At 38.1% G+C, this 17668-nt stretch carries 16 protein-coding genes; 6 read left to right on the top strand and 10 right to left on the bottom strand.

What is annotated here, in order from left to right; translation table 11 throughout:
- Positions 1-82: 82 nt before the first annotated feature.
- From HCU67_RS11925 to HCU67_RS11915, 3 genes are read right to left on the bottom strand one after another with little or no spacing between them, the layout of a single operon-like run.
- A complete protein-coding gene (locus tag HCU67_RS11925) occupies positions 83-1381 on the bottom strand; it encodes a DUF3500 domain-containing protein (RefSeq protein WP_168552840.1) in 1299 nt (432 codons plus the stop codon).
- A 9-nt stretch (positions 1382-1390) separates the two neighbouring features.
- On the bottom strand, positions 1391-3325 hold the full coding sequence (locus HCU67_RS11920) for a glycoside hydrolase family 3 protein (protein WP_168552839.1): 1935 nt from the start codon (positions 3323-3325) through the stop codon (positions 1391-1393).
- 7 nt (positions 3326-3332) lie between these two features.
- Positions 3333-3791, bottom strand: coding sequence for a MarR family winged helix-turn-helix transcriptional regulator (locus HCU67_RS11915; protein WP_168552838.1), 459 nt, complete (start codon positions 3789-3791; stop codon positions 3333-3335).
- Positions 3792-4163: 372 nt separating this feature from the next.
- Here HCU67_RS11915 and mtaB point away from each other — a divergent pair, with 372 nt between their 5' ends.
- Complete coding sequence (mtaB, locus tag HCU67_RS11910; RefSeq protein ID WP_168552837.1) at positions 4164-5534, top strand: tRNA (N(6)-L-threonylcarbamoyladenosine(37)-C(2))-methylthiotransferase MtaB; 1371 nt, start codon at positions 4164-4166, stop codon at positions 5532-5534.
- 46 nt (positions 5535-5580) lie between these two features.
- On the opposite strand, the gene HCU67_RS11905 is transcribed toward mtaB, so the two are convergent.
- Entirely contained in the window at positions 5581-5877 is a 297-nt protein-coding gene (locus HCU67_RS11905) for an N-acetyltransferase (RefSeq protein WP_168553504.1), read from the bottom strand.
- A gap of 145 nt (positions 5878-6022) precedes the next feature.
- Between HCU67_RS11905 and HCU67_RS11900 the strand changes: the two genes are divergently transcribed.
- Positions 6023-6703 carry an alpha/beta fold hydrolase gene (locus tag HCU67_RS11900; RefSeq protein WP_168552836.1) on the top strand — a complete coding sequence of 227 codons (681 nt, stop codon included), beginning with the start codon at positions 6023-6025 and terminating at the stop codon, positions 6701-6703.
- Between the two features lie 85 nt (positions 6704-6788).
- On the top strand, positions 6789-7745 hold the full coding sequence (locus HCU67_RS11895; RefSeq protein ID WP_168552835.1) for a lytic transglycosylase domain-containing protein: 957 nt from the start codon (positions 6789-6791) through the stop codon (positions 7743-7745).
- 2 nt (positions 7746-7747) lie between these two features.
- On the opposite strand, the gene HCU67_RS11890 is transcribed toward HCU67_RS11895, so the two are convergent.
- Complete coding sequence (locus tag HCU67_RS11890; protein ID WP_168552834.1) at positions 7748-8293, bottom strand: DUF2892 domain-containing protein; 546 nt, start codon at positions 8291-8293, stop codon at positions 7748-7750.
- Positions 8294-9187, bottom strand: a complete 894-nt coding sequence (locus tag HCU67_RS11885; RefSeq protein ID WP_168552833.1) for a DUF6263 family protein — start codon at positions 9185-9187, stop codon at positions 8294-8296.
- 133 nt (positions 9188-9320) lie between these two features.
- On the opposite strand from HCU67_RS11885, the gene rpmH reads away from it, so the two are divergent.
- From rpmH to HCU67_RS11870, 3 genes are all read left to right on the top strand, one after another.
- Positions 9321-9479: a 50S ribosomal protein L34 gene (rpmH, locus tag HCU67_RS11880; protein ID WP_082433296.1), complete on the top strand. Its 159-nt coding sequence runs from the start codon at positions 9321-9323 to the stop codon at positions 9477-9479.
- Between the two features lie 100 nt (positions 9480-9579).
- Positions 9580-12432: a carbamoyl-phosphate synthase large subunit gene (carB, locus tag HCU67_RS11875; RefSeq protein WP_168552832.1), complete on the top strand. Its 2853-nt coding sequence runs from the start codon at positions 9580-9582 to the stop codon at positions 12430-12432.
- 1071 nt (positions 12433-13503) lie between these two features.
- Entirely contained in the window at positions 13504-15447 is a 1944-nt protein-coding gene (locus tag HCU67_RS11870) for a hypothetical protein (protein ID WP_210423695.1), read from the top strand.
- Here the strand turns inward: HCU67_RS11870 and HCU67_RS11865 are convergent.
- The 4 genes from HCU67_RS11865 to HCU67_RS11850 form a co-directional block, all read right to left on the bottom strand.
- A complete protein-coding gene (locus HCU67_RS11865) occupies positions 15444-15794 on the bottom strand; it encodes a ribose-5-phosphate isomerase (RefSeq protein WP_168552830.1) in 351 nt (116 codons plus the stop codon). The genes HCU67_RS11870 and HCU67_RS11865 overlap by 4 nt on opposite strands.
- Positions 15795-15861: 67 nt before the next feature.
- Complete coding sequence (locus HCU67_RS16515; RefSeq protein ID WP_210423694.1) at positions 15862-16638, bottom strand: hypothetical protein; 777 nt, start codon at positions 16636-16638, stop codon at positions 15862-15864.
- Between the two features lie 106 nt (positions 16639-16744).
- Positions 16745-17110 carry a TfoX/Sxy family protein gene (locus HCU67_RS11855; RefSeq protein WP_168552829.1) on the bottom strand — a complete coding sequence of 122 codons (366 nt, stop codon included), beginning with the start codon at positions 17108-17110 and terminating at the stop codon, positions 16745-16747.
- Positions 17111-17122: 12 nt separating this feature from the next.
- Positions 17123-17632 (bottom strand): hypothetical protein, encoded by a 510-nt coding sequence (locus tag HCU67_RS11850; protein ID WP_168552828.1) that lies wholly within the window; start codon positions 17630-17632, stop codon positions 17123-17125.
- Positions 17633-17668 lie beyond the last annotated feature (36 nt).

The raw sequence follows: 17668 nt of genomic DNA, 5'->3' as shown, positions 1-17668 counted from the left end.
AAAGCACTAGGGCTCCATAACGCCTATTATTATTTTAGGCATTGTTCGCGCTAGCATGCATTTTTCATTTTTAGAAGTTTTCTTAGCTGTGAGTATGATTCTCGTTATGAGCGTGAGAATGATTATGATCGTAATTATGGAAGCCATGGAGTTCTACTTTGTAATCCAAAAACAATTTACTTTCCATGTGGTGTTCGGCAGATATGTAATGCTCGTACATTGTTCTCACACCGCCATTATTGATGATTTGGGCAAATAGTCCATAATCTCCTCCTTTAGTAGTCGTAGGGTTGTTAGGAATTCTTGTAATAGAATGTGCATGATTCCATAACTCTATAGATTTTTCAACAGGTGGCTCAACACTAAACTCTGCCCATAAATAAGGATTGTATATTCTATAGTAAAATTGAGTTTTAGTAGTCGGTGACTCTACATTATCCAACCAAACAAAATAAGTCTCATCAATATTAGCCATGACATCAGCCCACCAAATATCTGCAAATTTTGTGTTTAAATTATACACATATTCCTTCATCAATAGAATCAAATTTGCTTGGGTGGTTTCAGACATATCTGAATACTTCAAACCATTGGAAAATTGAGAGTAGTCATAATTTCCTGCAAAAGCATCTACACCTTTAATTGAAGGAGGTCCAACTTGCAATTTGGCTACACCTTGACTTGAAGTCGCAGCTCTATTTTCAATAGCTGATAATCCATGATATAGAGATAATCCCATATCTCTTTCATCCTTAATAATATCAAAATTGATATTATTAAAAGCACCAACAATTGGTTCTGCACCCATAAAAGCAGGGACTATGGATACATTATCTCCATGTACTAAGAAATTTATAGCACAATGATGTCCATCCAATTGAAAACCCCAAGAGCCACTGTTAACTGGGTCTCCAAATAAAGAAATATGATATTTGTTAGGTCCAAATATTTTTGGATTTTTTGTATTTAAAAACCCCTCTGCCAAAACAGTAATTTCATCTACTTTTTGATAACCTTCTGCACTCAAAAATAGCTGCAATAATTCCTTAAAAGCAGTCAATTGTGATGGAGTTAATTGCCCGTAATTGATACCATCTCTTGCATTAAACTTTGGAGGCACATTACTCCACTCCGTCAATCGTTTATCATCAAGGCATGCCGATGCTGTTTTTAATAGTTCATCAGAAAGAGATGCCCTAAATTCGACCATAGCTTGTCTAAAACTTTCTATGGTGCTATCTGTAGATTGGGGCGCTGTATTTGGAGTGCCACTACAATCAATTAATGTGTTTGGGACAGAATTATTATTGCCACTTTTATTCCAAGCTATTATTGCAACCAACACAAACAAAGGGGCGATTATAAATATTACTTTTTTCATTTTGAATTATTAATACGTTAGCCCAAATCCAAATTTGAATAATGGATTTTCGCTATCATATGGCACATCTGTTTTTTGATTTTCTACCGCTTTCATAGAAACAGGCAACTCGAAAGGTAACTTGCCTTGTGGAGCGGTATTTCCGAAAAGCACTTCACAAACCGATTTGTCACTTGCCCCAAAATTGGCAATTAAAGCCGTTGCAGCATTCGTGATTTCAGGAATGACAGCAGGTCTGTCTAAATAAATATCAACAATGGTTGGCACTTTATTTAACAAATCTAAAATTCGCCGTTTCTCATCGCTTTTAAAATCTAAATCACCATGATGAAAACCTTTTGCAAAAGGAACATTAGTTTCAGCAGGATACCACGGCGTATTTAATCTGATAATAGCAAAATCAGCCGCTTCAGGCGCCGCAACTACTTCTGCATAATTCGCTACCGTCAAACTATCTATATTTTCAATATATACTTTGAATTTCTTTTGTTCCAATGGTAATGTTGAGTTATCATTTTTGAGAAGCGTCATGGAGATTTTTTGCGTTTTCTCTCCCAAAGCTCTTGATGCTTCTGAGCCAACGATTTCATCGACTTTTGTTTCATCTACAAAGGGATTATCAAACAAACCCAACTCGAATTTTTGCTTCAATAAACGCTTTATAGAAACATCAATACGTTCTTCAGTTAATTTTCCTTCATTGACCAATTGAATAATCAACTCAGGTCTATTTTCGCCGCCAAATTGGTCACAACCTGCTTCGATAATTTTAAGTGCACGGTCAGCAGCACTCAAATCTTCCACGCCCCAAGCCCTTGCTTTCCAAACCACATCGGGTCCCATAGGTCGGTCGGTAATTAAGCCCCAATCGGTACAAACAACACCATCATATTTATATTTTTCTCTCAATAAAGTGGTAATAATCGTTTTGTTATAAGCCATAGCTACATTCTCGTCCGTTTGGTCAGTCGGAACGCCATAATAAGGCATGATAGCAGCCGTATTGACTTCGAAAGCAGCCTCGAAAGGAATAAGATGATAGTCAAAATTATCACCTGGATATATTTGTCCTTTTTGAAATGAAAAATGTGGGTCTAAGCCTTCTTTTTGTGGACCACCTCCTGGGAAGTGTTTCGTCATGCAAGCCACGCCATTACTTAGTTTTTCTCCTTGCAAACCACGAATGTACGGTTTGACCAATCTAGCTGTTAGCTCTGCATCTTCGCTAAAGTTTCCACTAATCCTTGACCAACGTGGTTCAGTCGCCAAGTCAATTTGAGGGTGTAATGCTTCTCTAATACCAACAGCCAAATATTCTTCACGGACGATATTTGCAAATTCTTCCACCAAGTTTTCATCACCAAGAGCCGCAAAACCCGGCATTTCACAGAATTGAGCAAAACCTTTAGCACTCAGTGAAAAAATCGTATTACTAAAATGATGCCTAGGGTCAGAAGCGATAGTAATTGGAATACCTAATCTTGTTTTTTCAGCGAATAGTTGTGAGTTGTTGTACCATTTTGCAAACACATTTGGGTCGGCAGGAATACTCCAAATATTAAAATGCGTCATTTTTAGGTCGTTCATATTTTCAACAACGGAGGCCATTCGTGATGCAGGACCTTCAAGACCTTCATTGCCATCCGGTTTTCCATCAGCACTAACAGGTGCTCCATTAATGAACATCATACCTGCTTTTTCTTCCAAAGTCATTTGGCTCAGCAAATCATTAACTCTCGCTTCGATAGGTTGATTGACATCTTCGTATATATCTAATTGTCCATTCCCGTTTAAGTCCCTGAATGTTAAATCATCTTTTTCAAGTAAGACTTTTGATTTTTGCGTGACTAATTCAAAATTTGAAGTATTTGTTTCTTTTTGCTTTGGCTCATTACAACTGGAGAATAATAAAAGCGCTAAAAAGACTATGATTGATTTATTCATGGTTATATTATTTTATTAATGATTTGTCTAATTGAATTATTCGCTGCAGCTCTTTACGAAAACGATTTTCATCTGATAATTTGTTAAAAAAAGTAGCGTTTGATTTAGTGGCAACTTCGAAAGCGTCCTGAAAAATTTTCACCCCTTTATTTGTTATAAATACACATTTTGCTCGTGTATCAGTATTATGTTGTTTTCTTTCAATGATTACTTTTTTTTCAAGTGTTCTGAGTACTTTCGACACCATCATGGTATCTGTATTGCTACGTTCAGCAATAGCTTTCTGTGTAACACTATTCGACCTTTGTAATAAAGAATTAAGTGCAGCTAGGATGGCAAATTGAGTTTGTGTTAAACCAATGCTATCCAATGCTCTATTTTGTTCTCTTTGCCAAAGCATATTCGTATGCCAAAGTAGAAACCCTAAGTCCTCATCTGGTTTGTATGGCTTGTTTTCTCTACTCATACATTTAATTTTCTTGAGAAGTCAAAAAATTGACTATTAAAATAAATTAAGTTGTCGCAAATATAATATACGCGACAATAAAAATCACATTATGCGAATAATTTTATTGCAAGTATTACTTCAAAGTAGCTATGGATTAAAAAGTAGGTTTCTTTGAAAGCAAACTTTTAGATTATTTTGGGTTTTTCTACTTGATTAGAACTTTTACATATAATCTCCATATCTGGAGTTCTGTCAGTTGATTCTGAAACAAGTTCGGCCTTGTAAAGAAGTTAGCTTAACATTAAACTGGCTTTTCGGTGTTTTGAACCCTTCTTTCATGAGCTTATCCACAATCAATTTTTATCTTTGCAGCCCAATACGAATAGGTGAATGTCAAGTAAAGTCGCATTTTATACCCTAGGCTGTAAGCTTAATTTTTCGGAGACCTCGACCATTGCACGCAGCTTTGAAAACGAGGGCTTTTCTCGGGTTGACTTTGCTGAGAAAGCAGACATTTATGTCATCAATACCTGTTCGGTTACCGAAAACGCCGATAAGCGCTTTAAAACCATTGTAAAACAGACCCAAAAGGCAAACCCTGAAGCCTTTTTGGTAGCGGTAGGCTGCTACGCCCAACTAAAACCCGAAGAACTGGCTGCAGTTGATGGGGTTGATTTGGTGTTGGGGGCCACCGAAAAGTTTAAGGTAACCTCTTACATAAATGATTTAATACAAACGGGGCCAAAGCCCTTCGACTCCGCTCAGGGCACGAGTAGTGGGAGGGTAGCTCAAATACATGCTTGTGAAATAGATGAGGCCGATTTTTATGTGGGCAGCTATGCCATTGGTGATCGTACTCGTGCTTTTTTAAAGGTTCAGGACGGCTGTGATTACAAATGCACCTATTGTACCATACCCCTGGCACGGGGTATTTCACGTAGTGATGCCCTAGCAAACGTACTTAACAATGCCCGTGAGATTTCTCAGCAGGGCATCAAAGAGATTGTATTGACCGGGGTCAATATTGGCGATTATGGCAAAGGGGAGTTTGGCAACAAAAAACATGAGCACACCTTTTTTGAATTGGTGCAGGCTTTGGACGAGGTTGAAGGTATTCACCGTTTGCGTATCTCCTCCATAGAGCCGAATTTGCTTAAAAATGAAACCATTGATTTTGTGGCACAGAGCAAGGCTTTTGTACCGCACTTTCATATTCCGTTGCAAAGCGGTAGTGATAAGATTTTAAAATTGATGCGCCGCCGTTACCTGTCCAATCTCTATGTGGACCGTGTGGCACGTATTAAACAAACCATGCCACATGCCTGTATTGGGGTCGATGTGATTGTGGGCTTCCCCGGGGAAACCGACGAAGACTTTTTGGAGACCTACAATTTCCTCAACGAACTCGATATCTCGTACCTGCATGTGTTTACCTATTCGGAGCGCGACAATACCGTGGCCGCCGAAATGGATGGGGTAGTGCCCAAGCAAGTTCGGGCCAAGCGCAGTAAAATGCTTCGTGGGCTATCGGCCAAAAAACGCAGGGCATTCTATGAAAGCCAATTGGGTACTGAGCGTACCGTTTTGTTCGAAGGGGAGAATAAAGAAGGTTACGTTCACGGCTTTACCGAAAACTATGTCAAGGTCAAAACCCCTTGGAATCCTGAGTTGGTGAATACCTTACATCGAATTGAACTGACCAAGATTGATGAAGACGGCTTGGTGCGTTTTGAGTTTATTCCTGAAAAAGTACTGGCATAAAAAAATCCCGACGAAGCGGGATTTTTTTTAATTGTTACATCTAGACTCAGATACGAATGCCTACTGGCAACATTTCTTTGTACTGATGTCTGTTCTTACGCAAGAAACCGGCGATGTGCGGACTAGTTGGTACCACCCTTAGATTTTGGTCTTGAATATGGTTTAAAACCGACTTTATGAAGGTTTCTTTAAAGCCATCTTCAGTAATTTCTTCGGGGATAATCAATTTGGTTAAGAATACTTTTCGCTCTTGTGAAGAGTATTCGATTTTGGCCAGATGTCCGTCAACTGTGGTCTCAAATTGACGCAAGAAGCTATTGTCCTTAATTTCCATATTATTAATATAGCGTTAGTTTTAGTTTAGGAATTCGTTATCTATTAGTGGTTGGTTTTGGTGCATAGAGTGCGAGAGATTCACTAATTTGTTGGGATAAGTTTTCCGCATAAGGACCACAAAAGTACTGAAAATATCACTAGAAACCTAGTAAATGTCAGATAATCAGCCAGTAAATGGTGTTAAAATACCACTCTATCTTATGCCGGGTATGGCAGCCTCGCCAACCATTTTTGATAATTTACAATTTGATAAAAATCAGTTTGAAATTATTCGGTTGAATTGGTTTGTTCCAACCCCAAAAATGAGCTTCTCAGCCTATGCCCAAAAAATGTGCGAACAGGTCGTTCATGAGAACCCCGTCTTGCTTGGGGTTTCGTTCGGGGGCATGCTGGTTCAAGAGATGGCCAAGCTCATCAAGGTAAGCAAAGTCATTGTGGTCTCTGCGGTAAAATCAAATCGAGAACTGCCCAAACGCATGTGGTTTGCAAAGTACACCCAGGTACACAAACTATTGCCCACCGGGCTCATCAATAATGTAGAACTGTTGGCAAAATATGCCTTTGGTGAATCGGTCACCAAACGCCTTAAACTCTACGAGATGTACCTAGGGGTTCGCGATAAGGCCTATATTGATTGGGCCATTGACCAAATTGTGAATTGGAAGCAGGTGACGCCTCCAGAAAACCTCATTCATATTCATGGGGAGCAGGATGCGGTGTTCCCCATTGTTAACATACACAATTGCATAAAAGTCAAAAACGGCACGCACACCATGATCATTCATCGTGCCCGATGGTTCAATGAACACCTGCCCACACTAATTTTGCAGTAGCAGAGTTGTATACTTATGAGGTTTTGAAATTCCAAGTTTTAAAACCACCATAGTATTAATAGTATATTGCGGAAAAATTGAGTTCATGAAGGTTATCAAGAATATATTGGCAGTTATCGGCTTCATTTGTGTTATCGGGAGTTTGATTTATGCGACACAAGACGAACCTACCCAAAACGACATTGTCTTACAGAACCACGAAGTGGTAAGCGATAAGAACGTAAGCGACGGGTACCGAATAAGCGCCATCGACATACCTGAAGATTTGAATTTTGCTGGCGAAATGGTGCCGCAAGAAGACCCGGAAATCATGGAGCGCGTAGATCGCGAGTTTTTGGTCAACACATATTGGCAGTCGAATGCGCTATTACTCATGAAGCGCGCCAACAAATATTTTCCGGTCATTGAGCCTATTTTGGCCAAGAACGGTATTCCTGATGATTTCAAGTATTTGGCCGTAGCGGAAAGTGGGCTTCAAAACGTGGTTTCACATGCCGGAGCTACCGGTTTTTGGCAAATCATGAAAGGTACGGGTCGTGAATACGGTCTTGAAGTCAACGATAATGTGGACGAGCGTTACCACCTCGCCAAATCAACCCAAGTGGCCTGTGACTATTTGAACAAATGGAAAAAGCGTTTTGGCACATGGACTACGACAGCAGCTGCTTATAATGCAGGCCCTGCAGGAATTCAAAAGTATATGAACATTCAAAAGGTAGACGATTACTACGATTTGCTTTTGGGACAGGAGACAGGGCGCTATGTGTTCCGTATTTTGGCCATTAAGGAGATATTATCACACCCAGAGAAATACGGTTTTGAATTGGAGAAGGATGACCTCTATCAAGATGTGCCCACCTTTGCCGTAGAAATTGATGAACCGATAAGTGACTGGGCTGATTTTGCCGAAACCTACGAAATCAATTACAAGATTTTAAAGCGTCATAACCCTTGGCTGCGTGAACCGCATTTGAACAATGCTTCACGCAAGAAGTACATGATAGAAATTCCGAACAAAGGGTATTACCGAGAATCAAAGTAGGCTTAACGATAGCCACCCCGGCGCACTTGCTGGGGACCTTTTTTTAGTTGCTGTTGCATCATCTTTAACTGGTCGGCCATCATACCGTTCTTGTCCAGTTTCTTTGCCTCGTTCAGTAGGGTAGTGGCCTCGCGTTTTCTCCCTTTCTGCATGGCGATACCCGCCAAGCTCATTTTGGCCATGGCCTTATCGTAGTCCATATTCAAACCTAAGCGAAGCGCTTTTCGAAAGAACTTTTCGGCCTTGGTTAGGTTCTTTTGACTTTGCAGAATACCGTGCATGTAGTTGAAATAGCCCTGCTGTTTTTTGACCAAAGCCGATTCTGGATTCTTGATTTTGTTGAGCCACTTTTCGGTTCCTTCCATATCCTGTTTGCGCATACGCAAAAAGGCCATTAAAATCATTTCATTTCTGAAATACAGAAAAACAAAGATTAAGGAAAGCAGGATTAGAAATATCCCATTCCCGATATAACCTTCAATAAATTGGTAAACGGCATACGCTATGATAGCGGCTGCAATAACTATTTTGATGTTCTTATTAAACATTTATTCCTCTATTAATTCGTAAGTAATGGTCTGCGTCAGTTTGGTAGGAATCTCAACATTCTCTGCCATAGACATGGTTGAACTGCCTTCCCCATTGGCCTTGACCATCATTTTTGTTAAAAACCCTGTTTCTTTTGAAGCCTCAAGAACAATTTCTTGCTTTCCTGACAAGTCCATAGAAAGGCTCGATTCCTGTGTATTCATCGTAATTGCGGAATTACCGCTAAGGGAAACGGTATCCCCTTCAATTTTTTCAATTTTCCATTCGTTTAACGAATTGATTTTACCTTCAAAATTGGTGGTCCAGCTTGAGTCGCTGTCAACCGCTTTATCACTGTAGATAAAGGTCATCTGCTCAAAGTTGTTCGACAAACTCTCAGAGCTGAAATCCTTGTCCAGGGACTTTCGCATTAGATTTTTGGTGAATTCATCTAAATCTCCCGCGGCATTGAGCATGTTCTCGATTAATTGGTCGGCTCCACTGACACTGCTTATCTCACCCGTTTTTAATAGGCTAATTTGCAGTTGCGAACCCAAAAGGCCCGCGAAAATGGCAGACATGATATCACCTTCCTTTGGTTCTGAGGCCCGAACATCAATCATGGTACCTTGGAGGTTCGAAGAAGATTTCATTGCAAAATCTTTGAACTCAAAAGTCAGGTTGTATCCGCTTTCGGTGATTTCGGCTACCGTAAATGAGAAAACACTTTCCATATCATTGGTAATGATTTGTTGGGTGTTCTCAATATCCATGGTCATTTCTTGCAGGGCACTTTGCTTGATGATGAAATTTTGTCCTGTTTCAAGGTTATAGCCAAGTAGTTCTTGGGCTTGAGTGAACGTACTTAAGCTAAGGGCCAAAAGCAGTAAAATAGACTTTATAGAAGGTTTCATTTAGCGTTCAATTTATCAGAGAACAAAACTAACACAAACATTTTTTGCAAGGTGCTTGTCAGAGCAAAAAGTCTTTGTATATTTGCGCCCAGATTTTGAAAAGGCTAGGTAAAAACCTGAAAGCAAGATAACAATGAAAAGAACGTATCAGCCATCGAAGCGAAAAAGAAGAAATAAGCATGGGTTTAGAGAGCGCATGGCTACAGCCAATGGACGCAAGGTTCTTGCTCGAAGACGTGCCAAAGGAAGAAAAAAACTGACAGTTTCATCTGAACCAAGACACAAGAAATAGATGAATGTCAATAACTCGTTAATTAATAGGTGCTGAATTTAAAATCAGCACCTTTTTTTTGACCTATTTTTAACGATTGAAATAAAAATTTCGAAAGAGAATGCCAAAAAGAGAAGACTTAAAATCGATTTTGATTATTGGCTCTGGCCCTATTATCATTGGCCAGGCGTGTGAATTTGATTACTCCGGTTCGCAAGCACTTCGCTCCTTGCGTGAAGATGGTATTGAAACCATTCTCATCAATAGCAATCCGGCAACAATTATGACGGATCCGTCGATGGCAGACCATGTATATTTAAAGCCGTTGAACACCAAATCGATTATTGAGATTCTCAAAAAACACCCCAACGTTGATGCCGTTTTACCCACAATGGGTGGTCAAACCGCATTGAACCTTTGTATTGAAGCAGACGAAAAAGGAATTTGGGAGGATTTTGATGTTGAAATTATAGGTGTTGATATTGATGCCATCAACATCACCGAAGACCGGGAACAGTTCCGGGCCTTGATGACAAAAATTGGGGTGGGCATGGCGCCACAGGCCACGGCGACCTCATTCTTGAAAGGAAAGGAAATTGCCCAAGAGTTCGGTTTTCCATTGGTGATTCGAGCCTCTTTTACCTTGGGTGGAGCAGGAGCAGGTATTGTCTACGAAGAAGAAAATTTTGATAAGCAGCTAAGTCACGGTTTAGAAGTTTCGCCCATTCACGAAGTGATGATCGATAAGGCGATGATGGGATGGAAGGAATACGAATTGGAGCTTCTTCGTGATAAGAATGATAATGTTGTAATTATCTGTACCATTGAAAATATGGACCCTATGGGAATCCATACTGGTGACTCAATAACAGTAGCACCGGCGATGACCTTGTCGGATACTACTTTCCAGCGTATGCGCGATATGGCCATTCATATGATGCGTAGCATTGGTGATTTTGCAGGTGGATGCAACGTTCAGTTTGCAGTTAGTCCCGATGAGGAAGAAGAGATTATCGCCATTGAAATCAATCCAAGGGTGTCACGTTCTTCTGCTTTGGCATCTAAAGCAACTGGATATCCTATTGCAAAAGTGGCCGCGAAGCTGGCCATTGGTTATAGTTTGGATGAACTTCAAAACCAAATCACCCAATCAACTTCGGCATTATTTGAGCCCACATTGGACTATGTAATCGTAAAGATTCCAAGATGGAACTTTGATAAATTCGAAGGTTCAGACCGTACGCTAGGGTTGCAAATGAAGGCTGTTGGTGAGGTAATGGGAATAGGTCGTTCTTTTCAGGAAGCACTGCACAAGGCGACACAATCTTTAGAGATTAAACGAAACGGTCTTGGAGCCGATGGTAAAGGCTACAAAGACTACGACACCATCATTCAAAAGTTAACGGTACCCAGTTGGGACCGTGTTTTTGTAATTTATGATGCCATTCAGTTGGGAATTCCGTTAAGTCGTATTCACGAAATCACCAAAATAGACATGTGGTTCTTGCGCCAGTATGAAGAACTGCATCTTCTAGAGCAAGAAATTTCAACCCATACCATAGCCAGTTTACCACGGGCGTTGATGTTGGAGGCCAAGCAAAAAGGCTTCGCCGACCGTCAAATTGCGCATATGTTGGACTGCTATGAAAGTGAGGTGCATAAAAAGCGACAAGAGCAGAATATCAATAGGGTGTACAAATTGGTGGATACCTGTGCCGCCGAGTTTAAGGCGATGACACCATACTACTATTCCACTTTTGAAGAAGAAATTGAAACTGCTGACGGCAAACGTTTTGTAGCCAACGATAGTGAGGTCACCGATAGAAAGAAAATCGTTGTTTTAGGTTCAGGGCCAAACCGAATAGGGCAGGGTATTGAATTTGATTACTGTTGCGTGCACGGTGTCTTAGCAGCTGCCGAGTGTGGTTATGAGACCATTATGATAAACTGCAACCCTGAAACAGTTTCAACTGATTTTGATACCGCCGACAAGCTCTATTTTGAACCTGTTTTCTGGGAACATATCTACGATATTATCCTTCATGAAAAACCTGAAGGGGTTATTGTTCAGCTTGGGGGGCAAACCGCTTTGAAACTTGCTGAGAAATTGGACCGCTATGGAATCAACATTATCGGTACCAGCTTTGAGTCTCTCGACTTGGCTGAAGACCGTGGTAGTTTCTCGCGACTTTTAAAAGAGAACGACATTCCTTACCCAAAATTCGGAGTGGCAGAAAGTGCTGACGAGGCCTTGGCCTTGGCAGACGAATTGGGCTTCCCATTATTGGTAAGACCTTCGTATGTACTTGGTGGGCAGGGTATGAAAATCGTCATCAACAAAGAAGACCTAGAGGCCCATGTAGTTGACTTACTTCGCAAGATTCCAAATAACAAATTGTTGCTCGACCACTATTTGGATGGAGCGATAGAAGCCGAAGCAGATTCCATCTGCGATGGGGAAGAGGTTCAAATTATTGGTATCATGGAGCATATTGAACCTTGTGGTATCCATTCTGGTGACTCCAATGCGACCTTACCGCCATTTAATTTGGGTGAGTTTGTAATACAGCAGATTAAAGACCACACCAAGAAAATAGCGTTGGCCTTGAATACGGTAGGGCTTATCAATATTCAATTTGCGGTAAAGGATGATACGGTTTACATCATTGAGGCCAATCCGCGTGCTTCTAGAACGGTACCGTTTATTGCTAAGGCCTATGGAGAACCTTACGTAAACTTTGCAACTAAGGTGATGTTGGGTGAAAAGAAAATCAAGGACTTTAAGTTCAATCCACAGCTGGAAGGCTTTGCTATTAAGCAACCGGTATTCTCTTTCAATAAATTCCCGAATGTAAACAAGAACCTTGGTCCTGAAATGAAAAGTACAGGGGAAAGCATTTTGTTTATTGACGATTTAAAGGATGACGAGTTTTATAATTTGTACTCTAGACGAAAGATGTATTTGAGTAAGTAAAATCGCCAAAATGAAGTTAAATAGAATAATTTCTAATAAGGGAATTATAAATATGTCCCTTCCTTTTGTAGTCGCAATATTATTAGCAGTATTTAAGAAGATATTTGTTGACAATGAATATTCATTTGATTTATCATTGTTTATTGACTTTATAAACATAGTGTCAGCAGTTTTGGCTACAAAATCTGTTCTGAATATTTATTCGATTTATGTTTTAAGAGATAAATATGAAGACCAAACTAATAGATTGTTTTTTGATTCGCTTCTAATCGTTTTGGCCTTGCTGGCCTCGTTTTTTTTATATTTTGCGACCAGTTATTCCATAAAAAGTAATTATGATATTTATAAGGAATTATTATATATAATTTTATATTTATTCCTTTTTCTTTACACTTATTTTATAAACTTCTGTTTATCAATGAATTAAAAAAAAATAAAATATTATATATTTGTTATCGTTATAAACACTACCTACACAACAAAATGGGTCTTTTTCTTATTTTACTTTCCTTCTTTTGCTTTTTAGCAATTCTCCTTTCTTTTTTAGATTTAAAATTAAGAAGTAAAGGAAAAACCGGTTTATCATTTTTTAATGATTCACAAAATTTTCATAAGCATTCTAATAAACAAAGAAAAGTTATAGGCTTTGACCGGGCATATGACGATGATTTATCTACATAATTGTTTTAGACTTTTTAAATGAGTTTAATTCATGAGGGATACTTCTTTGGTTATTCTACAAGCAGGCTAAGTAATTTTCAAAATCATCTCGATTCCCTCAACAGATTTTTTGTTTCGAGAGATGAAATCTCACATTACTTGATTTTTGGGGATTATGATGTATTGACAATTACAACATTAAATTCCGATTTCGATTTACTAGCCAGAAAATTTTCCAATTTTTATATTTCAAGAGAAGTTACTTCAACCAAAGGATTTGACAATTTTTTAACTTATTCTAATTGGTCCAATTTAGTTTTCTCCTCCCAGAACTATTCTAATTCTGAGCTAATTTTGGGTTTGATAAGACTTAAAGTCAATCCTCATTTGGAAACTGAGAACAGTTCGTCCTTGAATAAAAAAATCATTTCTTTTCTTTTAAGTAAATATCCCTCATTAAAATTTAGATTATTTAGGAGTTATGCGTGGGATGAATATCAAGTTTTAGTTAAAACGAACTCAATATCCAATGTCTTTTTCGTAACAGACGCTTTGCGAGCTTTGAATTTTGAAGGTGATTCTGGGTCCATGTTTCCAAAAACAGAAACAACCCTCGGACTGAATGTTGAATTAATGCCAAAAAAAGTTGAAGAACAAAAATGGCCTACCAAGAGATTTGAAAAACTGGTTGAAAATTTGGATGACAGAGACGAATTAAATGTTATCATGGGTGGAATTAGCCCAAATGAATATAGTTATGAAGATTATTTTAATCAAGTACTGGTAAATAAAATAGATACCTACAGAGTTGCTGGAAAAGTTGATTTGTTCATACAACCAAGAATTACAAATTCGGTTAAGACACTTTCAACTAGAAATCTAGTCAAGCATTTAATTCATATTTATAACCACGTTAGTTCTGAAGGTATAAATATTGAAATTTCTACAACTTTTTTTAAGAGGTTTGTTCAGAAAGAGAGTGAAATTAAGAAAAGAGAAAGCCCTTCATTAAAAAATAATCAGACTTTATCACAATCTCAATTAGAAGATTTTTATAATCAATTAAAAGTACTAAAGGTTCCTACCCCGGAAAGGAGTGCTTTAATGTTTCTTATCAAAAATTATAATAGATACTTAGCCAACCCAACAATTGCGAATCGAATATTATCTCTTGAGGAACCAATCACAACTTTTATTGCAGACATAAATGATATTTATTGTGAATATCGAGATAGAAAATATAATTATTCACCTTATTTAATTTCCAGAAAACTCAAGGCCTTTACAAAAGCTTTGGAGCAGGCTATTGAAAACATATTGCATAGTTCTCCAGTATATGAAAAGACTAGCGATATTTTCATTACAACCAAGTGTAGTATGAGTGAAGTATTGGCTGCCTACAATAAAATGTGCAGTACTTTCGCTCAAGTTTTTGGTGTACCTGGTTTTTTTGTCCATTTCGACTATGATTGTGAAATGAGAATTACTGATCAATCGTTGAATCTCAATCTTTATAACTTGATAAAACCAGAACGGTTTTGCGGTCTTATTGGAGCAGAGATGTTCAACCTTTATTTAGTAGGTAATAGAGAAGAATTCAAAAAATATCCACTTTTCACTAAATATTCTCAATTGAGAATGGGTGAAAAAGCTTTGATACGATTTAAGAATGCTGTTGAAGTAGAATTTCTTTTCAAAATTGGTGCAAGGCTAGAATTGAAAGAAAGTCAAATTCTAGATTTGATAAATAAAGATTTTGTAGACCATGTTTATATGGATTTGTTTAATTATTGGTTTTTCTTCGATGCGAAAAAAGAACTCTTTGGTTTTTGGTACTGGTCAATATTTTTGATGAACACCAAAAAGTTAGACTTCAAAGAGAAAAATCAAATTGGAATAAAGAACTTAAGAATAAGAATGCTTAGATATGGAATTGTCCAAAGAATAGTAAATATTAAGGATGGATTTGAAGGCGAAGAACACGTTACTCTTTATCCCAAAGAGTTTTCTGAAGAACTATCATTTAGTAATTTTTCATGGGAATTATCCCAATTCATAAATAATGTTACAGCCAATAGAGCAATTAATAAGTGGATGAAACAAACCATTTCATTATTCAGTGATATAAATCAATTTATTGATTTGAATTCCAATTTTACAGGTTATAAAGAAAATATTTTCTCCTTATTGAATGAAGTAAGAGAGGAATATTTAATCAAAAAGGAACATCTCCATTTTAGCAATTCAGGAGCACTAGTTTTAAATAAAGAACAGTCAGACCAACATATTTTTAGAATTAATGAGTTACGAATTCAGTTCCTGCTACGATTGATAAAACTTTCTAAAGAACTTTAATTATACCAAACTGCATAGCGTTTTCTACGAAGCTCAAGGGCCAATTGTTCTTCTAGTTTTAGCGCATCGGTTCTATTGGTCAATGGTTTTAGATGGTTATACAGGCTGGGTCTTAAATAGGAACCATATTTCTTTACGATGGATGAGGACAATCGATGTCCCTTTTTGCTAAGCGCACCCTTCTTATGCTGCAGAAAACGTTCCTTGGGAGTTTTGCTTGTCATACCTACGTAAAGACATTCCAAGACCCCATTGAATTGGGGATTGGCTTCTCGAAAGCGTCTATTTTCGGTGAATACCTTTTTCGATAACTCAATAACATAAATATGATATTTAACCTTATCCATTTTAAGAAATCAAAATCCTGAAAAATCTATTCTTATAATTAATTGGATTCTGTAGTAAATATCAATTTTAATTCTTTAAATATTCAAGACCAGCTTCAAGAACTTGCTTGCAAAGTTTGCATGACTGATTATGAACGCCAACCGCTTCTATTTGTGCTACATATGGTAAAATTCCCTTTTCGACATTAATTGAGAAAGCATCATTCCTACTACTTTCGGCATTAACGCCATAGGAATTGCTGTAGACAAAGTAAATTGGTCTATATTTTATGTCGTAAAATGTAAATTTAATTCCGCCAGTGAACCCCCGCAGGTTATTCGAGGAAGTCTTAATATCTGCTGACAATACCCCTTCTTCCGTTAAAGTAGCTTGTCCACAACACCTCCATGACTTTCCAGCAATTCGATTGCAGTTTGGTGCTACTCGAATTGGGAAATTTCCGGGCCTTGCTTGAGAGTTGCTACTCCACAGTGGGACGCTTTCTGAAGAATATATAACGAGATTACCATCATTTTGCATCTTAAGCGTCGCACCAGTATTTCCATGAGTACCAGTACTCCAAACTGGAGTACCGTCGTTTTTATAAATTACAAGGTTACCATCATTTTGCATTTGAGCGTAATTCCCACCTTTATTCATGGTATTAGATGCCCATCTTGAAGTCCCAAGACCTTGATTATAGATAACTAGGTTGCCATCGTCCTGCATGACCAATCCATATTTACCATTCGGACTTGTATAAGGTTTATGATTTTGCAGTCTAACGTTTTTTAAGTCCTGACTGTGAATAGAAGCGATAATAATAGATAGAAATAAAAAAAAGAAGTTTTTAGATTTAGTCATTTGGTTAGTTTTTACGGTTAACTTTTAGTTTTACTAAATTTAAGATAAAAAGTTTTAAAACAAACGTTATCAGCAACTTGGCTGATGAAGTAGAATTTGGAAAATACTATTTCTTCTTTCTTATACTTGTTTTGACAAGTGGGTTAAAATCAAGACACTTCTGAATCCAGAATTGCAATTCTGGTTCTGAATCAATGCCTTCTGAACCAACAAACACATAACCCTTCATTGGCCTACCCGTAAAATCCATAGTTAGTGCCCCCTTTTTACTTAAGGCTTCCTCATAAAAATAGAGTCCGACACGTGCCATTAATAGCGAATCATTGGTATTCTTATCAATTAGGATTCCACAGCACATCTTGTCATCCACCATGAAACAAAGGCCACCCATCATTTTCTTTTCTTCAAAATGATGTTTCAGGTCACGGAATTGATTTCGAATTCTATCGGCTAAGTATTCGTCGTATGCCATTTCGAAGACAACTTATTTTCTAACGAAGGAGGCCACAAATCCACTGGTTACATTGGAGCCTTCCCCACTTAAATCAAAACGGCCTTCGCCTTTGATTTTTAGTAATTGTTGATTTAATTCAGCTTCTAAATCACGAAAATCCATATCGGTTTCAAACCGGGCTTGTAGTGTATTGTCCTCAATTCGAAATTCGCCTGAATTCATGAATGCCGGAAAATCTGTAAAGGTGAAGTCAAAAACAAAAGTGCCATCTTCCATAACGTTCAAATCTACGGAGCCGCCAATTGCCTTAACATCAGTGTCAGGTGTTGTGTTGTTTGGGCTCTCAAAAATAAAGTTTTGGGCCTCCCAAGAATCAACCAATAAATTGAAGTCTAAAGTCCCTTCTTCTCCCATTTGCTCAGTTTCATCAACTGGATTATCAGTCTCGTCAGAACTGCAACTGGTAATGGTTAAAAAAACAATGACCAAGGTTAAGGCTAGATTGTGTCGGAGATTTCTAAAGTGCTTTTCGATTTTCATGATGAAGGAATTTTTGTGTTAACTGTAGTGTCCCCT

It is taken from the genome of Croceivirga thetidis, assembly GCF_012272815.1.
GTDB classification, from domain to species: Bacteria; Bacteroidota; Bacteroidia; order Flavobacteriales; family Flavobacteriaceae; genus Croceivirga; species Croceivirga thetidis.
This window is presented reverse-complemented; position numbering and strand designations above follow the sequence as displayed.

What these genes read in the sequence shown, in the direction of transcription:
- HCU67_RS11925 (WP_168552840.1), bottom strand. Translation starts at nt 1,381, where the DNA reads ATGAAAAAAGTAATATTTATAATCGCCCCTTTGTTTGTGTTGGTTGCA.
- HCU67_RS11920 (WP_168552839.1), bottom strand. Translation starts at nt 3,325, where the DNA reads ATGAATAAATCAATCATAGTCTTTTTAGCGCTTTTATTATTCTCCAGT.
- HCU67_RS11915 (WP_168552838.1), bottom strand. Translation starts at nt 3,791, where the DNA reads ATGAGTAGAGAAAACAAGCCATACAAACCAGATGAGGACTTAGGGTTT.
- mtaB (WP_168552837.1), top strand. Translation starts at nt 4,164, where the DNA reads ATGTCAAGTAAAGTCGCATTTTATACCCTAGGCTGTAAGCTTAATTTT.
- HCU67_RS11900 (WP_168552836.1), top strand. Translation starts at nt 6,023, where the DNA reads ATGTCAGATAATCAGCCAGTAAATGGTGTTAAAATACCACTCTATCTT.
- HCU67_RS11895 (WP_168552835.1), top strand. Translation starts at nt 6,789, where the DNA reads ATGAAGGTTATCAAGAATATATTGGCAGTTATCGGCTTCATTTGTGTT.
- HCU67_RS11890 (WP_168552834.1), bottom strand. Translation starts at nt 8,293, where the DNA reads ATGTTTAATAAGAACATCAAAATAGTTATTGCAGCCGCTATCATAGCG.
- HCU67_RS11885 (WP_168552833.1), bottom strand. Translation starts at nt 9,187, where the DNA reads ATGAAACCTTCTATAAAGTCTATTTTACTGCTTTTGGCCCTTAGCTTA.
- rpmH (WP_082433296.1), top strand. Translation starts at nt 9,321, where the DNA reads ATGAAAAGAACGTATCAGCCATCGAAGCGAAAAAGAAGAAATAAGCAT.
- carB (WP_168552832.1), top strand. Translation starts at nt 9,580, where the DNA reads ATGCCAAAAAGAGAAGACTTAAAATCGATTTTGATTATTGGCTCTGGC.
- HCU67_RS11865 (WP_168552830.1), bottom strand. Translation starts at nt 15,794, where the DNA reads ATGGATAAGGTTAAATATCATATTTATGTTATTGAGTTATCGAAAAAG.
- HCU67_RS16515 (WP_210423694.1), bottom strand. Translation starts at nt 16,638, where the DNA reads ATGACTAAATCTAAAAACTTCTTTTTTTTATTTCTATCTATTATTATC.
- HCU67_RS11855 (WP_168552829.1), bottom strand. Translation starts at nt 17,110, where the DNA reads ATGGCATACGACGAATACTTAGCCGATAGAATTCGAAATCAATTCCGT.
- HCU67_RS11850 (WP_168552828.1), bottom strand. Translation starts at nt 17,632, where the DNA reads ATGAAAATCGAAAAGCACTTTAGAAATCTCCGACACAATCTAGCCTTA.